Source organism: Streptomyces sp. NBC_01003 (genome assembly GCF_045162695.1).
Classification (GTDB): domain Bacteria; phylum Actinomycetota; class Actinomycetes; order Streptomycetales; family Streptomycetaceae; genus Streptomyces.
The window spans coordinates 9,131,925-9,148,659 of the sequence record NZ_CP108707.1; the positions used below are offsets into that span (position 1 = coordinate 9,131,925).

Sequence of the window (16,735 nt, forward strand, 5' to 3'; positions counted from 1 at the left end):
CGGCTTTGATGATCGGCATTAGGCTCGGCACGCGGGCCCACGCCCGCCGACGACCGAGAAAGGAACCCGCGATGGCCTCCGGCGCACTCGCCGACGTGATCCGGCACAAGCTGGGCGACCTCAGCCCGGCCGAGCGCAAGGTCGCCCGCGTCCTCCTGGTCAACTACCCCTCTGCCGGCTTCGAGACCGTCGCCGTCCTCGCCGAGCGGGCGGGCGTCAGTGCCCCGACCGTCATCCGCTTCGTCGGCAGGCTCGGCTACCGTGGCTTCCCCGACTTCCAGAGCGCCCTGCGCGAGGAACTCGACGAACGCAACGCCTCGCCCCTGTCGCTGTACGAATCCGCCGACCGCGCCCGCGCCGACGAGGCGGCGGGCGGCGACGCGTCCCTTCTCGGGCAGGGCAGCCGGCTGTTCAGCGCCGCCGTAGCCCAGACCCTCACCGAACTCCCGTCGCACGACCTGGAACACGCCGTCTCGCTCCTGGCCGACGGCAAGCGGCGCATCACCCTGGCAGGCGGCCGCTTCACCCATCTCCTCGCCCAGTACCTCGGGCTGCACCTCATGCAGTTGCGCGGTGACATCCGCCTCCTGCCCGCGGGCGACGTCGAGCGGACCGCGGCGCTCGGCGCGCTCACACGCCGCGACGTCCTGGTCGTCTTCGACTACCGCCGTTACGAGCAGGACAAGGTCACCATGGCCCGACTCGCCCTCGAACAGGGCGCGAAGGTCGTCCTGTTCACCGACAGATGGCTGTCCCCGGTCGCCGCGCACGCCGAGGTCGTACTGCCCAGCCTGGTGACGACACCGTCGCCGTACGACAGCTTCGTGCCCACCCTCGCCGTGGTTGAGACCGTCGTCGCCGGAGTCGTCGCGGCGCTCGGCGACGACGCGCCGGCGCGCCTGCGGCACACCGAGGAGATCGCGCGGCGTATCGGTCTGCAGTGACCTGGGGCATCGGCTTGCGGTGACGCGGACCGTCGACTCGCAAGGCCCTGTCGAGGCATCGGATTGCCATGTACTGTTCAACCACGCGTGGCTCTCGCTCCTTATGGCCGGTGTTCTACGCGCGCAGACTCGACCCCCGCACCGCCTTCTCCCCACCCCTCACGGAGGTATGACGGATGCTCGGATCCAGACGTCCCCGCCGCCGCGTCGCCTGTGCGGCCGCCGTCCTCGGGATGCTTCTCACCGGTGTGACGGCAGGCCAGGCGGCCACCGCCGCCACCCCGGCCGCCGCCGCGACGCCCCACCGCGTGCTCTTCGACAACACCAAGGCCGAGACAGCCGGCAACGCCGACTGGATCATCGGCACCAGCCAGCCCGACCCGCTCGGCCAGGACGCGACCCCCTCCGCAGAGAACGACTGGACGGGCGCGCTCTCCGCATGGGGCGTGGGCCTCCAGAAGACCGGCGACTACGCGCTCAAGACGCTGCCGTCCGGCAACACCATCGCGTACGGGACCTCGTCGGCCCTGGACCTCAAGAACTTCGACACGTTCGTGCTGCCCGAGCCGAACGTGCTGCTCAGCGCGGCGGAGAAGACCGCCGTCATGAAGTTCGTCCAGAACGGCGGCGGCCTCTTCCTCATCTCCGACCACACCGGCGCGGACCGCAACAACGACGGCAACGACGCGGTCGAGGTCATCAACGACCTCATGACCAACAACTCCGTCGACTCCACGGACCCGTTCGGCTTCTCCGTCGACACGCTGAGCATCAGCACCGACAACCCCAAGGCCATCACCTCCACCACCGACCCCGTCATCAATGGGTCGTTCGGCAAGGTCGGCGGCAGCATCATCCGCAGCGGCACCACGGCCACGCTCAAGCCGGCCGACAACTCCGCGGTCAAGGGCCTCGTCTACCGCACCGGATATTCAGGCAACACGGGCGCCTTCTTCGCCACCAGCACGTTCGGCAGCGGCCGCGTCGCGTTCTGGGGCGACAGCTCCCCGATCGACGACGGCACGGGCCAGTCCGGCAACACGCTCTACGACGGCTGGAACGACCCCGCCGGCACGAACGCGCCGCTCGCCCTGAACGCCACCGAGTGGCTCTCCGGAGCCACCGGCAGCAGCGGCGGCGGGGGCACCTGCACCGCCGCCCAGCTCCTCGGCAACGCGGGCTTCGAGTCAGGCAGCACCACCTGGACCGCCTCCAGCGGTGTCATCACCAACGACACCGGCGAACCCGCGCGCACCGGCACCTACAAGGCATGGCTCGGCGGCTACGGTTCCGCCCACACGGACACCTTGTCGCAGGCGGTGAACATCCCGACCGGCTGCGCCGCCACCCTCAGTCTCTACCTCCACATCGACACGGCCGAGACCACCACCACTACGGCGTACGACACGCTCAAGGTGCAGGTCCTCAACAGCGGCGGCACCGTCCTTTCGACGCTCGGCACCTACTCCAACCTCAACGCGGCCTCGGGCTACGCGCTCAAGACCTTCAACCTGGGCGCCTACGCGGGGCAGTCGGTGACCGTGAAGCTGACCGGCACGGAAGGGTCCACCCTCCAGACGTCGTTCGTCGTCGACGACACGTCGGTCAGTGTGAGCTGACCGACCGCAGGTCAACCGCCAACCATCCGTACTGACAAGCGAGTTGCTGTGGCAGACTGCGTGGCCATGACGGCAGAGACATCACCCAGCCCCCGGATAGACACCAGCAAGCCCCACCCCGCCCGTGTCTACGACTATCTTCTCGGCGGCAAGGACAACTACCCCGTCGACGAGGCGGTGGGGGAGCAACTGCCGCCCGAGGCAAGGGACGGGGCGCGCCAGAACCGTGAGTTCATGCACCGCGCCGTCGCGTGGCTGGCGGGCACCGGTGTCGGCCAGTTCCTCGACATCGGCACCGGGATCCCGACCGCGCCGAACCTGCACCAGATCGTCCAGCGGATCCGCCCCGAGTCGCGCGTCGTCTACACGGACAACGACCCCATCGTGCTGCGGCACGCCGAGGCCCTGCTGGTCAGCAGCCCCGAGGGCATGACCGACTACGTCCAGGGTGATGTGCAGGCGCCCCGCGAGATCCTCGACCACGCCCGCAAGCTGCTCGACTTCGACCGGCCGGTCGCGCTCTCGCTCATCGCGCTCATGCACTTCCTGCCCGGGGACCAGGAGCCGTACGACATCGTCTCCACCCTGGTGGAAGCGCTGCCCTCCGGCAGTTACCTCGTGCTGTCGCATGCGTCGTCCGACATCTTCCCGGAGCTGTCCGCGCAGGTGACGGCCGAGTACGCGAAGGGCGGGATCGAGCTCGGGTTCCGTTCGCGGGACGAGGTCGCCCGCTTCTTCGAGGGGCTCGAAATCGTGGAGCCCGGCCTCGTGACGGCGACGGAGTGGTTCCGGGACACGGACGCCCCGCGCGCGGAGAACGGCGGAATCTACGGCGCGGTGGCACGCAAGCCGTAGGACGGATCGAGGCGGACACCGGTGCAGCGTCCGGCGGGAGTGATCTCCCGGCGGGCGCTGCATTTATTGTTCGCGCATGGCTGTGAATGTGGAGAAAAAAGGGGAGTTGCTCAATACCCTGCGTGAGCGCCTCAAGGAGCGCATCTACGCCGCGATCACGATGCTCGCGGTGGTCGTGGGCCTCGCGCAGAGCCCGCACGCGGAGCACTGGACCGCTGCCGCCTATGTGACGGGCACCGCGGTCGGCCTGTGGCTGGCCACGCTGGTCGCGGACGTGCAGGCGCACCGCGTCGTGCACAAGCGGTTCCCGGGGCGCGCCGAGGTGCGGCACATGCTGTACGTCAGCAGCCCTCTCCTCTCGTCCGCGGCCGGCCCGCTTGCGATGGACGCTCTGTCCGCGGCAGGCGCCCTCGACCTCGACACCGCCCTGTGGATCGCGGCCGGCGCGGGCATCGCCGGCATCGCCGCCTGGGGCTTCGAGGGCGGCCGCCGGATGGGCGGCGGGCTGCTCGCCTCCAGCCTGGCGGCCGCGCTCGACGCGGTGATCGGGGCCGGCGTGGTGGGAGTGAAGCTGCTCGCGGGGCACTGACCGCGAGCCCGCGGGGGGACGGTCTGCCCGTCGGGCCGCATATCGTCTGCCGCCGCCTCGCCGACGCCCAAGTCCCGTGCGCTGCCGCCGCGTTCGAGCGCAGGGCGCCGTGAGCCCACCGGTGGCCGACGGGGCTCGGGGCTCAGTAGGTGTCGGGCGCGTCGAACAGGAGGCGCAGCGCCACCTCCCTGTAATGGCGCACATGCCGGAGCGCGCACGCGGCCGCCGCCTCGGGGTCTGCCGCGGCGATCGTCTCGTACAGGCGGCGGTGTTCCTCCCACACCGACGTGGGGTCGTCGATCTGGTGGAACAGCCAGCGCAGCCGGCCCTCCAGGGGTTCGAGGGTCGCGGCGAGGAGTTCGTTGCCCGCCGTCTCGACGATGTGGTGGTGGAACGCGGTGTTGGCGCGCGACACGCGCTCGGGGCGCCCGGCGAGCGTGGCCTTGCGGGCGGTCTCCAACAGTCGCTGCATCTGGCGGAGTTGAGCCTCGTCCGCGTTCTCGGCAGCCCGGCGCGCCGCCAGGACCTCAAGTGCCTCACGCAGGTCGAAGAGGTTGGCCACGTCCTGGCGCGACAGCTCCTTGACGACGATGCGCCGCGGGGACAGGGCCTGGAGGAACCCCTCGCTCATCAGGATGCGGATGGCCTCGCGCACCGGGATGCGGGAGACGCCGAACTCCTCGGCCACGTCCCGCTCGACGAGGCGGTCGCCCGGCTTGAGTCTGCCGCCGATGATCTGGTCGCGGATCCCCTCGCAGACCTGGTCGCGCAGCCACCCCGTCCCGGTCGGGGACGTGGTGTCCCGGGTCTGGCCCTGTGTCATGCGTCCTCCCCGAAAAGTTGCTCTTACGGTATACCAAACGCTTGACGAGGCCCTGGGGTTCCCTCCATTGTTTGGTATGCCATAGCGCGGAAGTTGCACGTCAGCACGTACCCGAAGTCTGCCGAATCGAGGGTCCGCCATGTCGCAGGTCAACCCCGTACACAGCACAGATGAAAGAACCGGGGCCGATGCGGGGCCCGCCCCCGCCGCCCGGCCCACCCGCACCCGCTGGAAAGTGTTCGTCCTTCTCCTGGCCGTCGTGGCCCTCAACTACATCGACCGCGGCTCCGTCTCCGTGGCGCTGCCCCTCATCACCGAGGACCTCCACCTCTCCAAGGAGGTCACCGGCTTCGTCCTCAGCGCGTTCTTCTGGACGTACGCCCTGATGCAGATCCCCAGCGGCTGGCTCATCGACCGCTTCGGACCCCGTTACATGGCCGGTGGCGCCTGCGTCGGATGGGGCGTCGCGACCGGACTCACCGGCGCGGCCACCGGCGTCGGCTCCCTCCTCGGGTTCCGCCTGCTGCTCGGCGCCGTAGAGGCACCGGTCATGCCCGCCGGCGGCAAACTCAACGCCAACTGGCTGCCCGCGAAGGAACGCGGCCGAGGCGCCGTCCTCATGGACGGCGGCGCACCGCTCGGCTCCGCGCTCGGCGGCATCGCCATCTCCGGACTCATCGCCTGGACCGGCAGCTGGCGCATCAGCTTCGTCGTCGCCGGTGTCCTCACCGCGGCCATCGGATTCTTCGCCCTGTGGTTCCTGCGCGACACCCCGCGCGCCCACCGCGGCGTCAACGCGGCGGAGGCCGACTACATCGACCGCGCCCACGCCGCCGAGGACGCCGCGGCCGGCACCGACCGGCGCGCCCGCCTCCGCGCCTATCTCAAGTACCGCTCGTTCTGGGGCATGTGCCTGGGCTGGATGGGCTTCAACGGCGTCTTCTACGGCATCCTCACCTGGGGTCCGCTCTACCTCTCGGAGACCAAGGGCTTCGACATCAAGACCATCGGCTGGTCCACCCTCGCCATCTTCGGCGCGGGCTTCGTGGGCGAGCTGACCGGCGGCTGGATCTCCGACCGCTGGCAGGCCACCGGAGCCGGAGCCAACCGCGTGATGCGCACTCTGATGGGCATCGCCGGCGCCGCCGTCGTCGCCGGGCTCCTCGGCGTCGTCCTCGTGCCCGACGCCCTCACCGCGGTCGCGCTGCTCTCCGGCGTGCTCTTCTTCCTGCGCTGGGCCGGCCTCTACTGGTCCCTGCCCTCGATCCTCGGCGGCCGGGCCAACGCGGGCGTCGTCGGCGCCGCCATGAACCTCTCCGGCAACATCGCCGGAATTGTCACGCCCATCGCCGTCGGATTCATCGTCGGCGGCACCGGCTCCTACACCTGGGCCCTGCTCTACTTCGTCGGCGCCGGCGTCCTGTTCACCGTCTCGTCCCTCGTCATCGACTACTCCAGGAGGCTCGCCACCCGATGACCAGTCACACACCACCCCGCCTCGGGATGCTGACCCCGTCGTCCAACACCGCCCTGGAGCCGGAGACCTACGCCCTTCTGCACGGCACGGACGCCGCGACCGCCCACTTCGCGCGCGTCCCGGTCACCCGGATAGCCCTGGACGGGGACAGCGACGCCCAGTTCGACCCCGGCCCGATGCTGGCCGCGGCCCGACAGCTCGCCGACGCCAAGGTCGATGTCATCGCGTGGAACGGCACGTCGGGCTCCTGGCTCGGTATCGAGCGCGACCGCGCACTCGCCGCCGCGATCACCGCCGAGACCGGCATCCCCGCCACCACCTCCACGCTCGCCCTCCTCGACGCCTGCGCCGCGTACGGCGTCACCCGGCTCGGACTCGCGCTGCCCTACACCCGGGACGTGTGCGAGCGGATCGTCGACACGTACGCGAAGGAGGGGATCACCTGCTCCTTCGCGGAGCCGTTCGGCGAGGACGACAACGAGGCCTTCGCCCGTATCCCCGCCACCGACATCGCCCGGCAGATCGAGCGGGCCGCCGAGGAAGACACGCACGCCGTGGCCGTCCTCTGCACGAACGTGCGTGGCGCCGGAGAGGCCGAACGGCTCGAACAGGCCCTGCGCACACCGGTGTTGGACTCGGTCACCGTCACCCTCTGGAAGGCCCTCGACCTCGCGGGCGCCGCCCCCCGCCTCACCGGCCACGGCGACCTGCTGCGCTCGGGCAGCCTGCGGGCCCTGATCCAGGACACCTTGAACGGCCTCCTCGCCGAGACCGGCGCCGACCGCACCACGTTCCGCGTCGACCTGCCCGAGCTCGGCCTCCACGTCGACCTCACCGCCGGAGAGGCGCTGCGGCCCGGCGTGCGCCCGATCCGCCGCGACGCGTCGCTCGACCAGCGCAACCTGAACACCGTCGCGTGGCTCGAACACCACCGAAGGCCGCTGATCCAGCCCCATTTCCACGCGGACCCACACCCGCCGCAGGCCCTCATCGACGTCTACGGAGTGCGGGCCCAGATGCTCGCCCCCGTAGAGACCGGCGGAGCCATGACCGGCTGGATCTCCGTCCACAGCCTGGCCGAACGTGACTGGACGCCCACCGACACCGCCGCCCTCGACGACGCCGTCACCCGTATCCGCACCGCCCTGTGACCTAGGAGCTGCCCCATGAAGGACATCAAGATCGCCCTCGGAGTCGACGTCGACGCCGTCGCCGGCTGGCTCGGCAGCTACGGCGGCGAGGACTCCCCGAACGACATCCAGCGCGGCGTCTTCGCCGGAGAGATCGGCACCCCGCGCCTGCTCAAGCTGTTCGAACGCCACGACATCCGCACGTCGTGGTTCATCCCCGGTCACTCGATCGAGACGTTCCCCGAGCAGACCCGCATGATCGTCGAGGCGGGCCACGAGGTCGGCGCGCACGGCTACAGCCACGAGAACCCCATCGCGATGTCCCCCCAGCAGGAGGAGGACGTCCTCGCGAAGTCCGTCGAACTGATCGAGCAGTTCACCGGTCGCAGGCCCAAGGGCTACGTCGCCCCCTGGTGGGAGATGTCCGAGTCGACGGCCGCGCTGCTCCACAAGTACGGCTTCTCCTACGACCACTCGCAGAACTACCGCGACTTCACCCCCTTCTACGCCCGCGTCGGCGACTCCTGGACGAAGATCGACTACTCCGGTGAGGCGAAGGACTGGATGAAGCCCCTCATCCACGGCCACGAGGTCGACCTCGTCGAGTTCTGCGGCAACTGGTACGTGGACGACCTCCCGCCCATGATGTTCAACAAGCACTCCCACAACAGCCACGGCTATGTGTCGCCGCGCGCGCTCGAACAGGACTGGAAGGACCAGTTCGACTGGGTCCACCGCGAGCTCGACTACGCGGTCATCCCGGTGACGCTGCACCCGGATGTCTCGGGTCGCCCCCAGGTGCTGCTGATGCTGGAGCGCTTCATCGCTTACGTCTCCGCCCACGAGGGAGTCTCCTTCTGCACCCTGGAGGACGCGGCCGACGACTTCCGACGCCGCTTCCCGTTCGAGTCCAAGGAGCGGCCTGCCGACATGCGGTGAGTTCCGCGGGGACCGAGAGTCAGAGAGAGGGCCGTCGTGCGCACGACGGTCACACAGAAGACGGACGGTCCCATCGTGGAGGGTGCACCATGACCACGTACGTGTTGATCCCTGGAGCCGGCGGCTCGGCCTGGTACTGGCACGGGGTCGGTGACGAGCTGATGCGCCGGGGGTGGGACGTCGTCTCCGTGGACCTCCCCGGAGACGACACCCGGGCAGGTCTTCCGGAGTATGTGGACACGGTTGTCGACGCGGTAGGTGACCGGACCGACCTGGTGGTCGTGGGGCAGTCCCTCGGCGGGTTCACCGCGCCGCTGGTGTGCCCGCGCCTGCCCGTGTCGCTCCTCGTACTCGTCAACGGGATGATCCCGCGGCCCGGCGAGACACCGGGGGAGTGGTGGGCCCACACCGGCCAGGAAGAGGCCCGCCGCGCGAACGACGTGCGTGAGGGCCGCGACCCCGACGCGGAGACCGACCTGGAGACGTACTTCCTGCACGACCTGTCGCAGACGCTGATCGACGCGTCGGCGGAGCACAACCAGGACGAGTCCGCGGCGGCCTTCGCCACGCCGTTCACCCTCGACGTGTGGCCGGCGGTGGAGACGCGCGTGGTGACCGGTCGCGACGACCGTTTCTTCCCCGCCGACTTCCAGCGCCGGGTGGCGGAGGACCGGCTGGGCATCACCCCCGACGAGGTGCCGGGCGGCCATCTGGCGGCACTGAGCCACCCGATGGAGCTCGCCGACTGCCTTGAGGCCTACGTCAAGGAGAGCGCCTGACGTCCGCCGGCGACCCCGGTGGCGTGAGGCGTCCTTCAGGATGAGTGCCCGGCCGGCTCATCCGTTGGGCCCAGTGCCGCTCCACCCGCTGGGCGGATCACTCACGGTCGTGATCGCCGTAGCGTCGAGGCCATGACGCAGACTCTGTACGGCCGGATCTATCTCACGGCCTACGACACCTCCGCCCACGGCCTCTACGACCGCACGAGGACCGGGTTCCTGATCCGGGCCGCCGTCCTGGCCGAGCTGGCGATCCGGGGGAACCTCGTCGGCTCTGGAGGCGATGTGTCGGTCGCGACGCCGGGACCGACCGGGGACCCGGTCCTCGACCTGACGCTCAGCCATGTCGCGCGCGACCGGCGCGGCTGGAAGTCCTGGATCAGGCACGACCGCAAGGAGACGCTGCACGCGGTCGAGGACAGGCTCGTCGCCGAGGGAGTCCTCGCGGTCGAGGAGAAGAAGTCCTTCGGCCGGTCCCGCCGTGAGGTGACGGTGCGGGACGCCTCCGCGGTCACCTCGCTCCAGGCCACGGCGGCCGGGCTTCTGCACGGCATCGAGCCCGCCGCGCGGATCGCGCCCGCCGACGCCGCGCTGGTGGCCCTGGCCGCCGCCGGCGGCATCCGGTCGGTCGTCTCCCGATCGGATGCCCACGCCCGCAAGGACCGCATCGGGGAATTGACGGCACGGCTCGACGCCGTGGCCCCCGGCCTGGGAAAGGCCGTCGGCGGTCTCGGCATGACGATGGTGGCAGCGCGGGGCGGGATGGGCGGCGGCTGAGGTCCCTGACCCGGACGCGCACCCCAGCGAGCGTCCTACGACTGCGGCGGCTGGTTGATCGAGAGCCGTTCCCCGGCGCGGACGATGTACTTCGCGAGATACGCCGGCCGGCCGCCGTGCTGCGCGGTCTGGGTGAGGATGAGCAGCGGGGCGGAGGGGGGAAGGGACAGCAGGCGTCCGCGCGTGGCGCCCGCGACGCCCGCCGTCATCGCGCACTCACCCGGGCCGAAGACGGGGCCCAGCAGGTCCGTCATCACGGCGAAGAGGGTGCGGCCCGGATCCTGCGGGTCCCGCAGGCGCTCGGCGAGCAGCGGGCTGATGTCGCGCAGGTCGCGCCCGGCCGGGATGTGTTCCTGGACGAGTGCCACCGGCTCGCCGTCGCGCGTGAGCCGGGTCTCCCAGAACCATGTGTTCGCGTCGGGGTCCAGCTTGAGGCCGCCCGCGACGAAGTCCGTCGCGTGCTGGATGGTCGCCTGGAGGTTCTCCACGCCGACGGCCTTGCCCTGGGAGGCGAGCACCTCTTCGAAGGGCCGCAGCCGTTCGAGGCCCGCGCGGGGCAACTCCGGTGCCACGAAACGGCCGACGCCGCGCCGCGTGTGGATGAGCCCGTCCTCCTCCAGGAGCATCAGGGCCTCCCTGACGACCGTACGGCTGACGCCGAGGCGGGCGCCGAGGTCGCTCTCCTTCGGCAGGAGAGAGCCGAGCGGGAAGACCTGCGAGCGGATGCCGGCGGCGAGGCGTGAGTACACCGCCACGCGTCGCGGCTGCCCGAGGGGAACCGTCAGGGGCTGATCGAAGAAGTCGCCGAAGTTGTCGACGGTCGCGACCACTGCACCTCACTAGGCCGTGCTGCTGGATTGGGGGACCAGCGTAGCCCCGGAAGTTCGGCTCTGGACGCATGTCGGACCGAGAGGTATAACATCACACATCAGCCGGGCGGCGACGCTACGAAATCAAGGTGTCCAACATGGTTACTCACGGTGTGCAGAACAGAGAGAGCGCCGGCCCCCCGGCCGCGTCAGACGCACCGCCCCTGCGCGGTGCGCAGGTCGCGGGCCTGGTCGCCACCCTGCTGCTCGGCGTGATCTCGTTCCAGCTCAACGCGAGCATGGTCACGCCCGCACTGCCCGACATGGCCGGGCGGCTCGGCGGCAGCGTGGACGACATAGCCCAGGTGTCCTCGCTGTTCTTCCTGGCCGGCGCCATCGGCGGTGTCATCCTCAGCCGGATCAGTGACTTCGTGGGACGGCGCAAGGTCCTCGTCGCCGTGCTCACCGTGACGGCCGTCGGCACCCTGATCTGTTTCCTGGCCCCCGACCTGCCGGTCCTGCTCATCGGCCGGGTCCTCCAGGGCGCGTCGAGCGCCGTCTTCCAGATCGCCTACGTGATCCTCAACGAACGTCTGAGCGCGAAGGTCTTCGGCACCGCGCTCGGCGTCGTCACCGCCATCAACGGCGGCGTCGGCGGAGTCGACGGATTCCTCGGCGGCGCGCTCTCCGACCGCTACGGGTTCCGCGCCATCTTCGCCGTCATCCTGGTCGTAGGGGTCCTCGCGGCCGTGTGCGTCGCGCTGTTCATCCCCAAGGACCGGCCGTCGGTCACCGTGGGCCGCATGGACTGGTGGGGCGCGGGCGCGCTGTCCGTCGCGCTGTACTGCGTCACATACTTCGTCTCGCACGGGTCGTCCGACGGATGGACGAGCCCGAGCACCCTCGGCTACCTCGCGGGCACCCTCGTCTCTGCCCTCGTGTTCGGCCTCGTCGAGCGCGGCCAGGCCACCCCGCTGATCTCCCTGACCCACCTCAGGTCGCGCCGTATGTGGCCCCTCGTCACGACGACCGTGCTCGTCCTGTCCGGCGTCTTCGCCGTCATCAACTTCACCGTCGTCGTCATCAGCCAGAACCCCGACACCGGCTTCGGCCTCTCCGCGACCGACTCCGCGCTGCTCTTCCTCACCCCGGCCGCGCTCATCGGCCTCGGGGCCGCGCCGCTGGCCGGGTGGCTCGCGGGCAAGCGGGGCTGGCTCACCACGCTGCGCGCCGGCCTCGTCCTGAGCATCGTGGCCCTCTGTGCGGTCGCGGCCTTCCCGCTCGACAAGTGGCTCGTCCTCGCGGCGGTCGCGTTCCTGGGCATCACGTACAACGGCCTGGTCCTCACGACGCTCAACGGGCTGGGTGTCCTCCTCTCGCCGAAGGACGCGCCCGCGGCGCTCCCGGGTCTGAACGGCGCCGCGTTCGGCATCGGCGCGGGCCTCGGTATCGGCATCGTCGCCCCGTACGCCGCCCGCGCCACGGCAGGCGGCTATGCCACCGCCCTGTGGATCTCGGCCGCCATCACCGTCCTCGCCCTCGGGACCAGCCTGTGCATAGCGGCGCCCCGCACCGACGACGAGTGACACCCCGACCTCCCCGAACTCCACACCGGCCACTCCTGACACCCTGGCCTCCCCGAACCCGAACCCGAACCCGAACGTGCACGTGCACAAGGAAGTCGAGGACCCCATGAACAACGCACCGCAGCCGCTCTACTTCGACTGCGACACCGGCATCGACGACTCGATGGCCCTGGCCTACCTCCTGGCCTCGCCCGAGATCTCCCTCGTCGGCATCGGCACGGTCAGCGGCAACGTCGACTCGACGCGGGCCGCCCGCAACACCCTCGCGCTCCTCGAACTGGCCGGACGGCCCGAGATACCCGTCGCCGTCGGCGAGCACGACCCGCTCGCCGGCACCTTCCCCGGCGGCGTCCCCCACATCCACGGCGTGAACGGCATCGGTGACATCGAAGTGGCCGACGCCCAGGCCGCCCCCGAGGCCGAGAGCGGCCCCGAGATGATCGTCCGCCTGGCCCGGGCCCACGAGGGCCGCCTGCGGCTCCTGACCACCGGCCCCCTCACGAACATCGCGGCCGCCCTCAAGCTCGACCCCGAACTCCCGTCCCTGGTACAGGACGTCACCATCATGGGCGGCGCCGGACTCGTCTCCGGGAACGTCACGCCCGTCGCCGAGGCGAACATCTACAACGATCCCGAAGCGGCCAACGCGGTCCTCGACGCGCCGTGGGACATCACCCTCGTCCCCCTCGACGTGACCCTCTCGCACACCATCGAGGAGTCGCACCGCACGCAGCTCCTGGAGTCGGAACGCCCCATGGCGCGCGCACTGGGCGAGATGCTCGACGTCTACTTCGCCTTCTACGTCCAGACGTTCGGCCGCCCCTGCTGCGCCGCGCACGACCCGCTGGCCGCCGCCGTCGCCACCGGCGGCGTCGTGGCGAGCCTCGCCCCCCGCGTGCACGTGACCGTGGACGACACCGACGGACCCGGCCGCGGCCAGACCATCTGCGACCTGCGCGGCGCCCACCAGGGCTTCCCGGACCAGCCCGGCGCCCGCTGCCGCGTCGTCCTCGCCGCGGACACCGACGTGGCCGCCCATCTGACCGAGCGCATGCTCGCACTCTGACCAGGACGACGGGACATGGGCCGCACCGCGCCGGCGTGCGGCTCAAGGCGTCACGGCTCAGGGAGGGGCCTGCGCGTCACAGGCCGTGACGCCGGCTGCCGAGAACCCGCTCGCACACCTGGCGTTCGGCCTCCGGTGAGAACCCGGAGAAGTCGGCGCGCCGCGCCTCGACGGCGGCACGGGTCTCCTCCGCCATCAGATCGGCATTGATGGCCGCGGCCGCGGCCAGTCCCGCGGCGGCCGAGCCGATGACCTTCTCGGTCAGCTCGGTGACGTTGCCCGCCGCCCACACCCCGGGAACCGCCGTCTGACCGGTGGGGCCGGCGGGGATGCGCGTGCCGATGACCATGCCGTTCAGCTCCTGCTCGGACGGTTCGAGCCCCAAGGAGTCGAGGAAACCGGCGCGCGCGGTGAACCGGGGCGCGACCACCAGGGCCTGGACCGGCACGAGCGTGCCGCGCTCCAGGCGGGCTCCGGCCAGCCGGCCGTTCTCGCTCTCCAGCGCGGCCACCGTGCCGTCGACCACGCTGATCCCGCGGGCGGCGAGCTGTTCGTACTCCTCGTCGGTGGGCTCGGGCGCGGTGTGCAGGAAGAGGGTGACGCTCTTGCTCCACTGCCGCCACATCAGGGCCTGGTGCACCGCGGCCGGTCCCGTACCGAGGACGCCGACCGCCTGGTCGCGGACCTCCCAGCCGTGGCAGTACGGGCAGTGCAGGACGTCCGAACCCCACAGTCCGGCAAGGCCCGGCACCTGCGGCAACTCGTCCACCAGGCCCGTCGTGACCAGGACCCGGGCGGCGCGCACGGCGCCGCCGTCGTCGAGCACGACCCGGAACCCGTCGCCGTCCCGCTCGGCCGTGACGACGCGGCCCGCCACGATCTCCCCGCCGTACCGGCGCACCTCGTCGCGGCCGGTGGACACGAGCTCGCCGGGAGGTGTGCCCTCGAGGCCCAGGTAGTTGTGCACGCCGTCGGCCGGGGCGTTGCGCGGCTCGCCCGCGTCGATCAGGAGGACCGACCGGCGCGCCCGCCCCAGGGTCACGGCCCCGCTCAGCCCGGCGGCGCCACCGCCGATCACCACGACGTCGTAGCGCCGCTCGTCACGCGAAGGGTGAACGCTCATCATCGGCTCCATCTGCTTGCTCGGCTGACTGCTCATGGGATTGCCTTCGTTCGTCACCGAGCCTGCGCCGGTCCTGTACCGGTTGACAAACTTCTTTGCCGTAAGAGCAAAATCGAGGCATGAGCGACGACGAGTTCACCCCGGTCCTCGCCGGCGTGGGGCCTCGGCTGCGGGCCCTGCGGCACGAGCGCGGGACGACCCTGGCCCGGCTGAGCGAGCAGACCGGCATCTCGCTGAGCACCCTCTCGCGCCTGGAGTCCGGGCAGCGCAAGCCCACGCTGGAACTGCTGCTGCCGCTGGCCAAGGCCCACCACGTGGCGCTCGACGAGCTGGTCGGCGCACCCGACACCGGCGACCCGCGGATCCACCCGCGCCCCATCAACCGTAACGGCCACACCTACATCCCGCTGACCCGGCACCTGGGCGGCCTGCACGCCTACAAACAGATCATGCCGGTGCGCGAACTCGGCGAGGGTGTGCGGCCCGAGCAGAACACGCACGAGGGCTACGAGTGGCTCTACGTGCTCACCGGCAGCCTGCACCTGGCCCTTGGTGAGTACGACCTCATCCTCACGGCCGGTGAAGCCGCCGAATTCGACACACGCACCCCGCACGGCTTCGCCAACGCCGGCCCGTACCCGGTCGAGTTCCTCTCCCTGTTCGGCCCCCAGGGCGAACGGCTCCACGTGCGGGCACGGCCCAGCGAGGGATGAGCTCCTACGCCGGCTTCGTGTCGTCGGCGGCGAACCGGGCGTAGTACACCAACACCGGCCGCAGGCCCCGGCGTTCGTAGAGGCGCTGCGCCCCCGTGTTCGCGGCCAGCGTGCCGATGAGCAGGTCGGTGACGCCAATGCGGTCCAGTTCGGCGTCGACCAGGTCGAGCAGGAGGGTGCCGATGCCGTGGCCACGCTCGGCCGGCAGGACGGAGAGCGTCTGGAGCTCGGCGATGCGGGTGCCGGTCACCCAGGTGTCGTCCGGGCCGTCCTCGATCTGTACGAAGGCGTACCCGACGGGCTGCCCGCCCCGTTCGGCGAGCAGCACGAACGAGCCCTCGTCGAGGATCCAGCGCCGATAGCAGTCGCGGCGCAGCTCCCAGGAGTCCGCGTCGGGAAAGTAGGTGAACCCGGGCTGCACGGACTGGTGATGGGCGTGCAGCGCGAGCCACAGGGGAGCGAGGCGGTCAATGAACTCGGCCCCTCCCTTACGGACCGTGAGGTCGCCGTCGGTGTGCCGGTCCTGGCTCGTGTCCACGGACTTCTCGCCTTTCCTGTGCCGGTACGGGGCGTGCGGGCCCGCCTTCCCGATGTGAGCGGTTACTACCCGTCAAATCGCCGCCGCCATAGTAAAAGACAGAAACATTCCGAGCCCTCTTGCGAGTGAATAGCAAACGCTTACATGCTGTCGCGCAGCCCGCACGCCACCGAGTACGAGGAGAGACGATGAATCCGCTACGTCTGGCCACAGCCGCCGGAGCCGCCGTACTGCTCACGTTGGGTGCGGCGGGCGAGAGTTGGGCCTCGACGCCCACCGTCCGCTGGACGACGGGCGCACCGACGCCCGTCACCGAGCTGACCCTGCCGATGTCGTTCGAGTCGGCCCCCGACGCGTCCGGCATCTACTTCGCGTACTACACGACCCTGGAGAGCGGGACCCGTCCGTACGCGGGCTTCCAGCCGAAGCCGGCCGTCAACGGAAAGCCCACCCTCCAGGCCGTCTTCAGCTCCTTCAACGCCAACGCCACCACCACGGACAGCCACTGCAAGTACGGTGCCGACGGCGGCGCGGGCGTCAGCTGCGCCGTCCAATTCCCGTACACGAAGGGCACGATGTATGCCGTCAAGCTCTCGCGGGTGAGCGACGACGGTACGACGCAGCTGATGAACGGTGAGGTCGTCAACACCGAGACCGGTGCCGACGTGGCGCACATCGGCAGTTTCAGGCTCCCCGTCGCGTCCGGCCGGTTCAAGTCCGCCGACCAGGGGTTCATCGAGCCGTATCTGACGGCGGGCTGCTCGCAGCAGGTGACCGTCACTTACGGCAGACCCGTCGGGACGGAGGGCGGGAACACGTACACCGGAAGCCTCCCCACCGTCACCGATCCCGCGTCCGGCAGCTGCCTGAGCAGCACGTCGTCCGACACGCCGGTCGGCCGGCAGGTCACCGTGACGGGCGACCAGTTCACGGCCGGTGGCTGAACACGCGTCGGACGGGCGGGCGTG

At 70.6% G+C, this 16,735-nt stretch carries 17 protein-coding genes; 13 read left to right on the forward strand and 4 right to left on the reverse strand.

The features are described 5' to 3' along the window. Positions 1 to 71: 71 nt before the first annotated feature. From OG698_RS41930 to OG698_RS41945, 4 genes are all read left to right on the forward strand, one after another. Positions 72 to 944, forward strand: coding sequence for a MurR/RpiR family transcriptional regulator (locus tag OG698_RS41930; RefSeq protein WP_406109422.1), 873 nt, complete (start codon positions 72 to 74; stop codon positions 942 to 944). A 176-nt stretch (positions 945 to 1,120) separates the two neighbouring features. Further along, on the forward strand, positions 1,121 to 2,563 hold the full coding sequence (locus OG698_RS41935) for a hydrolase (RefSeq protein ID WP_406109423.1): 1,443 nt from the start codon (positions 1,121 to 1,123) through the stop codon (positions 2,561 to 2,563). A 66-nt stretch (positions 2,564 to 2,629) separates the two neighbouring features. Continuing rightward, the gene (locus OG698_RS41940; RefSeq protein ID WP_406109424.1) at positions 2,630 to 3,418 is read left to right on the forward strand and encodes an SAM-dependent methyltransferase; all 789 of its coding nucleotides are present in this window, start codon (positions 2,630 to 2,632) and stop codon (positions 3,416 to 3,418) included. 76 nt (positions 3,419 to 3,494) lie between these two features. Further along, on the forward strand, positions 3,495 to 4,007 hold the full coding sequence (locus OG698_RS41945; protein ID WP_406109425.1) for a hypothetical protein: 513 nt from the start codon (positions 3,495 to 3,497) through the stop codon (positions 4,005 to 4,007). A 142-nt stretch (positions 4,008 to 4,149) separates the two neighbouring features. Here OG698_RS41945 and OG698_RS41950 read toward each other — a convergent pair whose 3' ends face one another. Then, positions 4,150 to 4,830: a GntR family transcriptional regulator gene (locus OG698_RS41950; RefSeq protein ID WP_406109426.1), complete on the reverse strand. Its 681-nt coding sequence runs from the start codon at positions 4,828 to 4,830 to the stop codon at positions 4,150 to 4,152. A gap of 235 nt (positions 4,831 to 5,065) precedes the next feature. Between OG698_RS41950 and OG698_RS41955 the strand changes: the two genes are divergently transcribed. The 5 genes from OG698_RS41955 to OG698_RS41975 all read left to right on the forward strand — a co-directional run bounded on the left by OG698_RS41955 (position 5,066) and on the right by OG698_RS41975 (position 9,932). Beyond that, the gene (locus OG698_RS41955) at positions 5,066 to 6,307 is read left to right on the forward strand and encodes an MFS transporter (RefSeq protein WP_406109427.1); all 1,242 of its coding nucleotides are present in this window, start codon (positions 5,066 to 5,068) and stop codon (positions 6,305 to 6,307) included. Next, on the forward strand, positions 6,304 to 7,458 hold the full coding sequence (locus OG698_RS41960) for a GAF domain-containing protein (protein WP_406109428.1): 1,155 nt from the start codon (positions 6,304 to 6,306) through the stop codon (positions 7,456 to 7,458). The genes OG698_RS41955 and OG698_RS41960 overlap by 4 nt, the downstream gene beginning before the upstream one ends. 15 nt (positions 7,459 to 7,473) lie before the next feature. Continuing rightward, a complete protein-coding gene (locus tag OG698_RS41965) occupies positions 7,474 to 8,376 on the forward strand; it encodes a polysaccharide deacetylase (protein ID WP_406109429.1) in 903 nt (300 codons plus the stop codon). Between the two features lie 89 nt (positions 8,377 to 8,465). After that, a complete protein-coding gene (locus OG698_RS41970; protein ID WP_329578190.1) occupies positions 8,466 to 9,155 on the forward strand; it encodes an alpha/beta fold hydrolase in 690 nt (229 codons plus the stop codon). 132 nt (positions 9,156 to 9,287) lie between these two features. Continuing rightward, entirely contained in the window at positions 9,288 to 9,932 is a 645-nt protein-coding gene (locus tag OG698_RS41975; protein ID WP_406109430.1) for a GPP34 family phosphoprotein, read from the forward strand. A gap of 35 nt (positions 9,933 to 9,967) precedes the next feature. Here OG698_RS41975 and OG698_RS41980 read toward each other — a convergent pair whose 3' ends face one another. Further along, entirely contained in the window at positions 9,968 to 10,762 is a 795-nt protein-coding gene (locus OG698_RS41980; RefSeq protein ID WP_199841810.1) for a GntR family transcriptional regulator, read from the reverse strand. A gap of 137 nt (positions 10,763 to 10,899) precedes the next feature. On the opposite strand from OG698_RS41980, the gene OG698_RS41985 reads away from it, so the two are divergent. Together OG698_RS41985 and OG698_RS41990 are read left to right on the forward strand one after the other, a co-directional pair. Continuing rightward, positions 10,900 to 12,327 (forward strand): MFS transporter, encoded by a 1,428-nt coding sequence (locus OG698_RS41985; protein ID WP_406109431.1) that lies wholly within the window; start codon positions 10,900 to 10,902, stop codon positions 12,325 to 12,327. Between the two features lie 106 nt (positions 12,328 to 12,433). Further along, a complete protein-coding gene (locus OG698_RS41990) occupies positions 12,434 to 13,393 on the forward strand; it encodes a nucleoside hydrolase (protein ID WP_406109432.1) in 960 nt (319 codons plus the stop codon). A gap of 76 nt (positions 13,394 to 13,469) precedes the next feature. Here the strand turns inward: OG698_RS41990 and OG698_RS41995 are convergent, their stop codons facing one another. Beyond that, positions 13,470 to 14,516, reverse strand: coding sequence for an NAD(P)/FAD-dependent oxidoreductase (locus tag OG698_RS41995; RefSeq protein WP_406111581.1), 1,047 nt, complete (start codon positions 14,514 to 14,516; stop codon positions 13,470 to 13,472). A 119-nt stretch (positions 14,517 to 14,635) separates the two neighbouring features. On the opposite strand from OG698_RS41995, the gene OG698_RS42000 reads away from it, so the two are divergent. Beyond that, the gene (locus OG698_RS42000) at positions 14,636 to 15,229 is read left to right on the forward strand and encodes a helix-turn-helix domain-containing protein (RefSeq protein WP_406109433.1); all 594 of its coding nucleotides are present in this window, start codon (positions 14,636 to 14,638) and stop codon (positions 15,227 to 15,229) included. Positions 15,230 to 15,233: 4 nt separating this feature from the next. On the opposite strand, the gene OG698_RS42005 is transcribed toward OG698_RS42000, so the two are convergent. Further along, the gene (locus tag OG698_RS42005; protein ID WP_406109434.1) at positions 15,234 to 15,767 is read right to left on the reverse strand and encodes a GNAT family N-acetyltransferase; all 534 of its coding nucleotides are present in this window, start codon (positions 15,765 to 15,767) and stop codon (positions 15,234 to 15,236) included. 188 nt (positions 15,768 to 15,955) lie between these two features. Here OG698_RS42005 and OG698_RS42010 point away from each other — a divergent pair, with 188 nt between their 5' ends. Then, positions 15,956 to 16,711, forward strand: a complete 756-nt coding sequence (locus OG698_RS42010; RefSeq protein ID WP_406109435.1) for a hypothetical protein — start codon at positions 15,956 to 15,958, stop codon at positions 16,709 to 16,711. Positions 16,712 to 16,735: the final 24 nt, after the last annotated feature.

Bases quoted from the DNA above. Each gene is read 5' to 3' on its own strand.
- OG698_RS41930 (WP_406109422.1), top strand. From the start codon at position 72: ATGGCCTCCGGCGCACTCGCCGACGTGATCCGGCACAAGCTGGGCGAC.
- OG698_RS41935 (WP_406109423.1), top strand. From the start codon at position 1,121: ATGCTCGGATCCAGACGTCCCCGCCGCCGCGTCGCCTGTGCGGCCGCC.
- OG698_RS41940 (WP_406109424.1), top strand. From the start codon at position 2,630: ATGACGGCAGAGACATCACCCAGCCCCCGGATAGACACCAGCAAGCCC.
- OG698_RS41945 (WP_406109425.1), top strand. From the start codon at position 3,495: ATGGCTGTGAATGTGGAGAAAAAAGGGGAGTTGCTCAATACCCTGCGT.
- OG698_RS41950 (WP_406109426.1), bottom strand. From the start codon at position 4,830: ATGACACAGGGCCAGACCCGGGACACCACGTCCCCGACCGGGACGGGG.
- OG698_RS41960 (WP_406109428.1), top strand. From the start codon at position 6,304: ATGACCAGTCACACACCACCCCGCCTCGGGATGCTGACCCCGTCGTCC.
- OG698_RS41965 (WP_406109429.1), top strand. From the start codon at position 7,474: ATGAAGGACATCAAGATCGCCCTCGGAGTCGACGTCGACGCCGTCGCC.
- OG698_RS41970 (WP_329578190.1), top strand. From the start codon at position 8,466: ATGACCACGTACGTGTTGATCCCTGGAGCCGGCGGCTCGGCCTGGTAC.
- OG698_RS41975 (WP_406109430.1), top strand. From the start codon at position 9,288: ATGACGCAGACTCTGTACGGCCGGATCTATCTCACGGCCTACGACACC.
- OG698_RS41985 (WP_406109431.1), top strand. From the start codon at position 10,900: ATGGTTACTCACGGTGTGCAGAACAGAGAGAGCGCCGGCCCCCCGGCC.
- OG698_RS41990 (WP_406109432.1), top strand. From the start codon at position 12,434: ATGAACAACGCACCGCAGCCGCTCTACTTCGACTGCGACACCGGCATC.
- OG698_RS41995 (WP_406111581.1), bottom strand. From the start codon at position 14,516: ATGAGCGTTCACCCTTCGCGTGACGAGCGGCGCTACGACGTCGTGGTG.
- OG698_RS42000 (WP_406109433.1), top strand. From the start codon at position 14,636: ATGAGCGACGACGAGTTCACCCCGGTCCTCGCCGGCGTGGGGCCTCGG.
- OG698_RS42010 (WP_406109435.1), top strand. From the start codon at position 15,956: ATGAATCCGCTACGTCTGGCCACAGCCGCCGGAGCCGCCGTACTGCTC.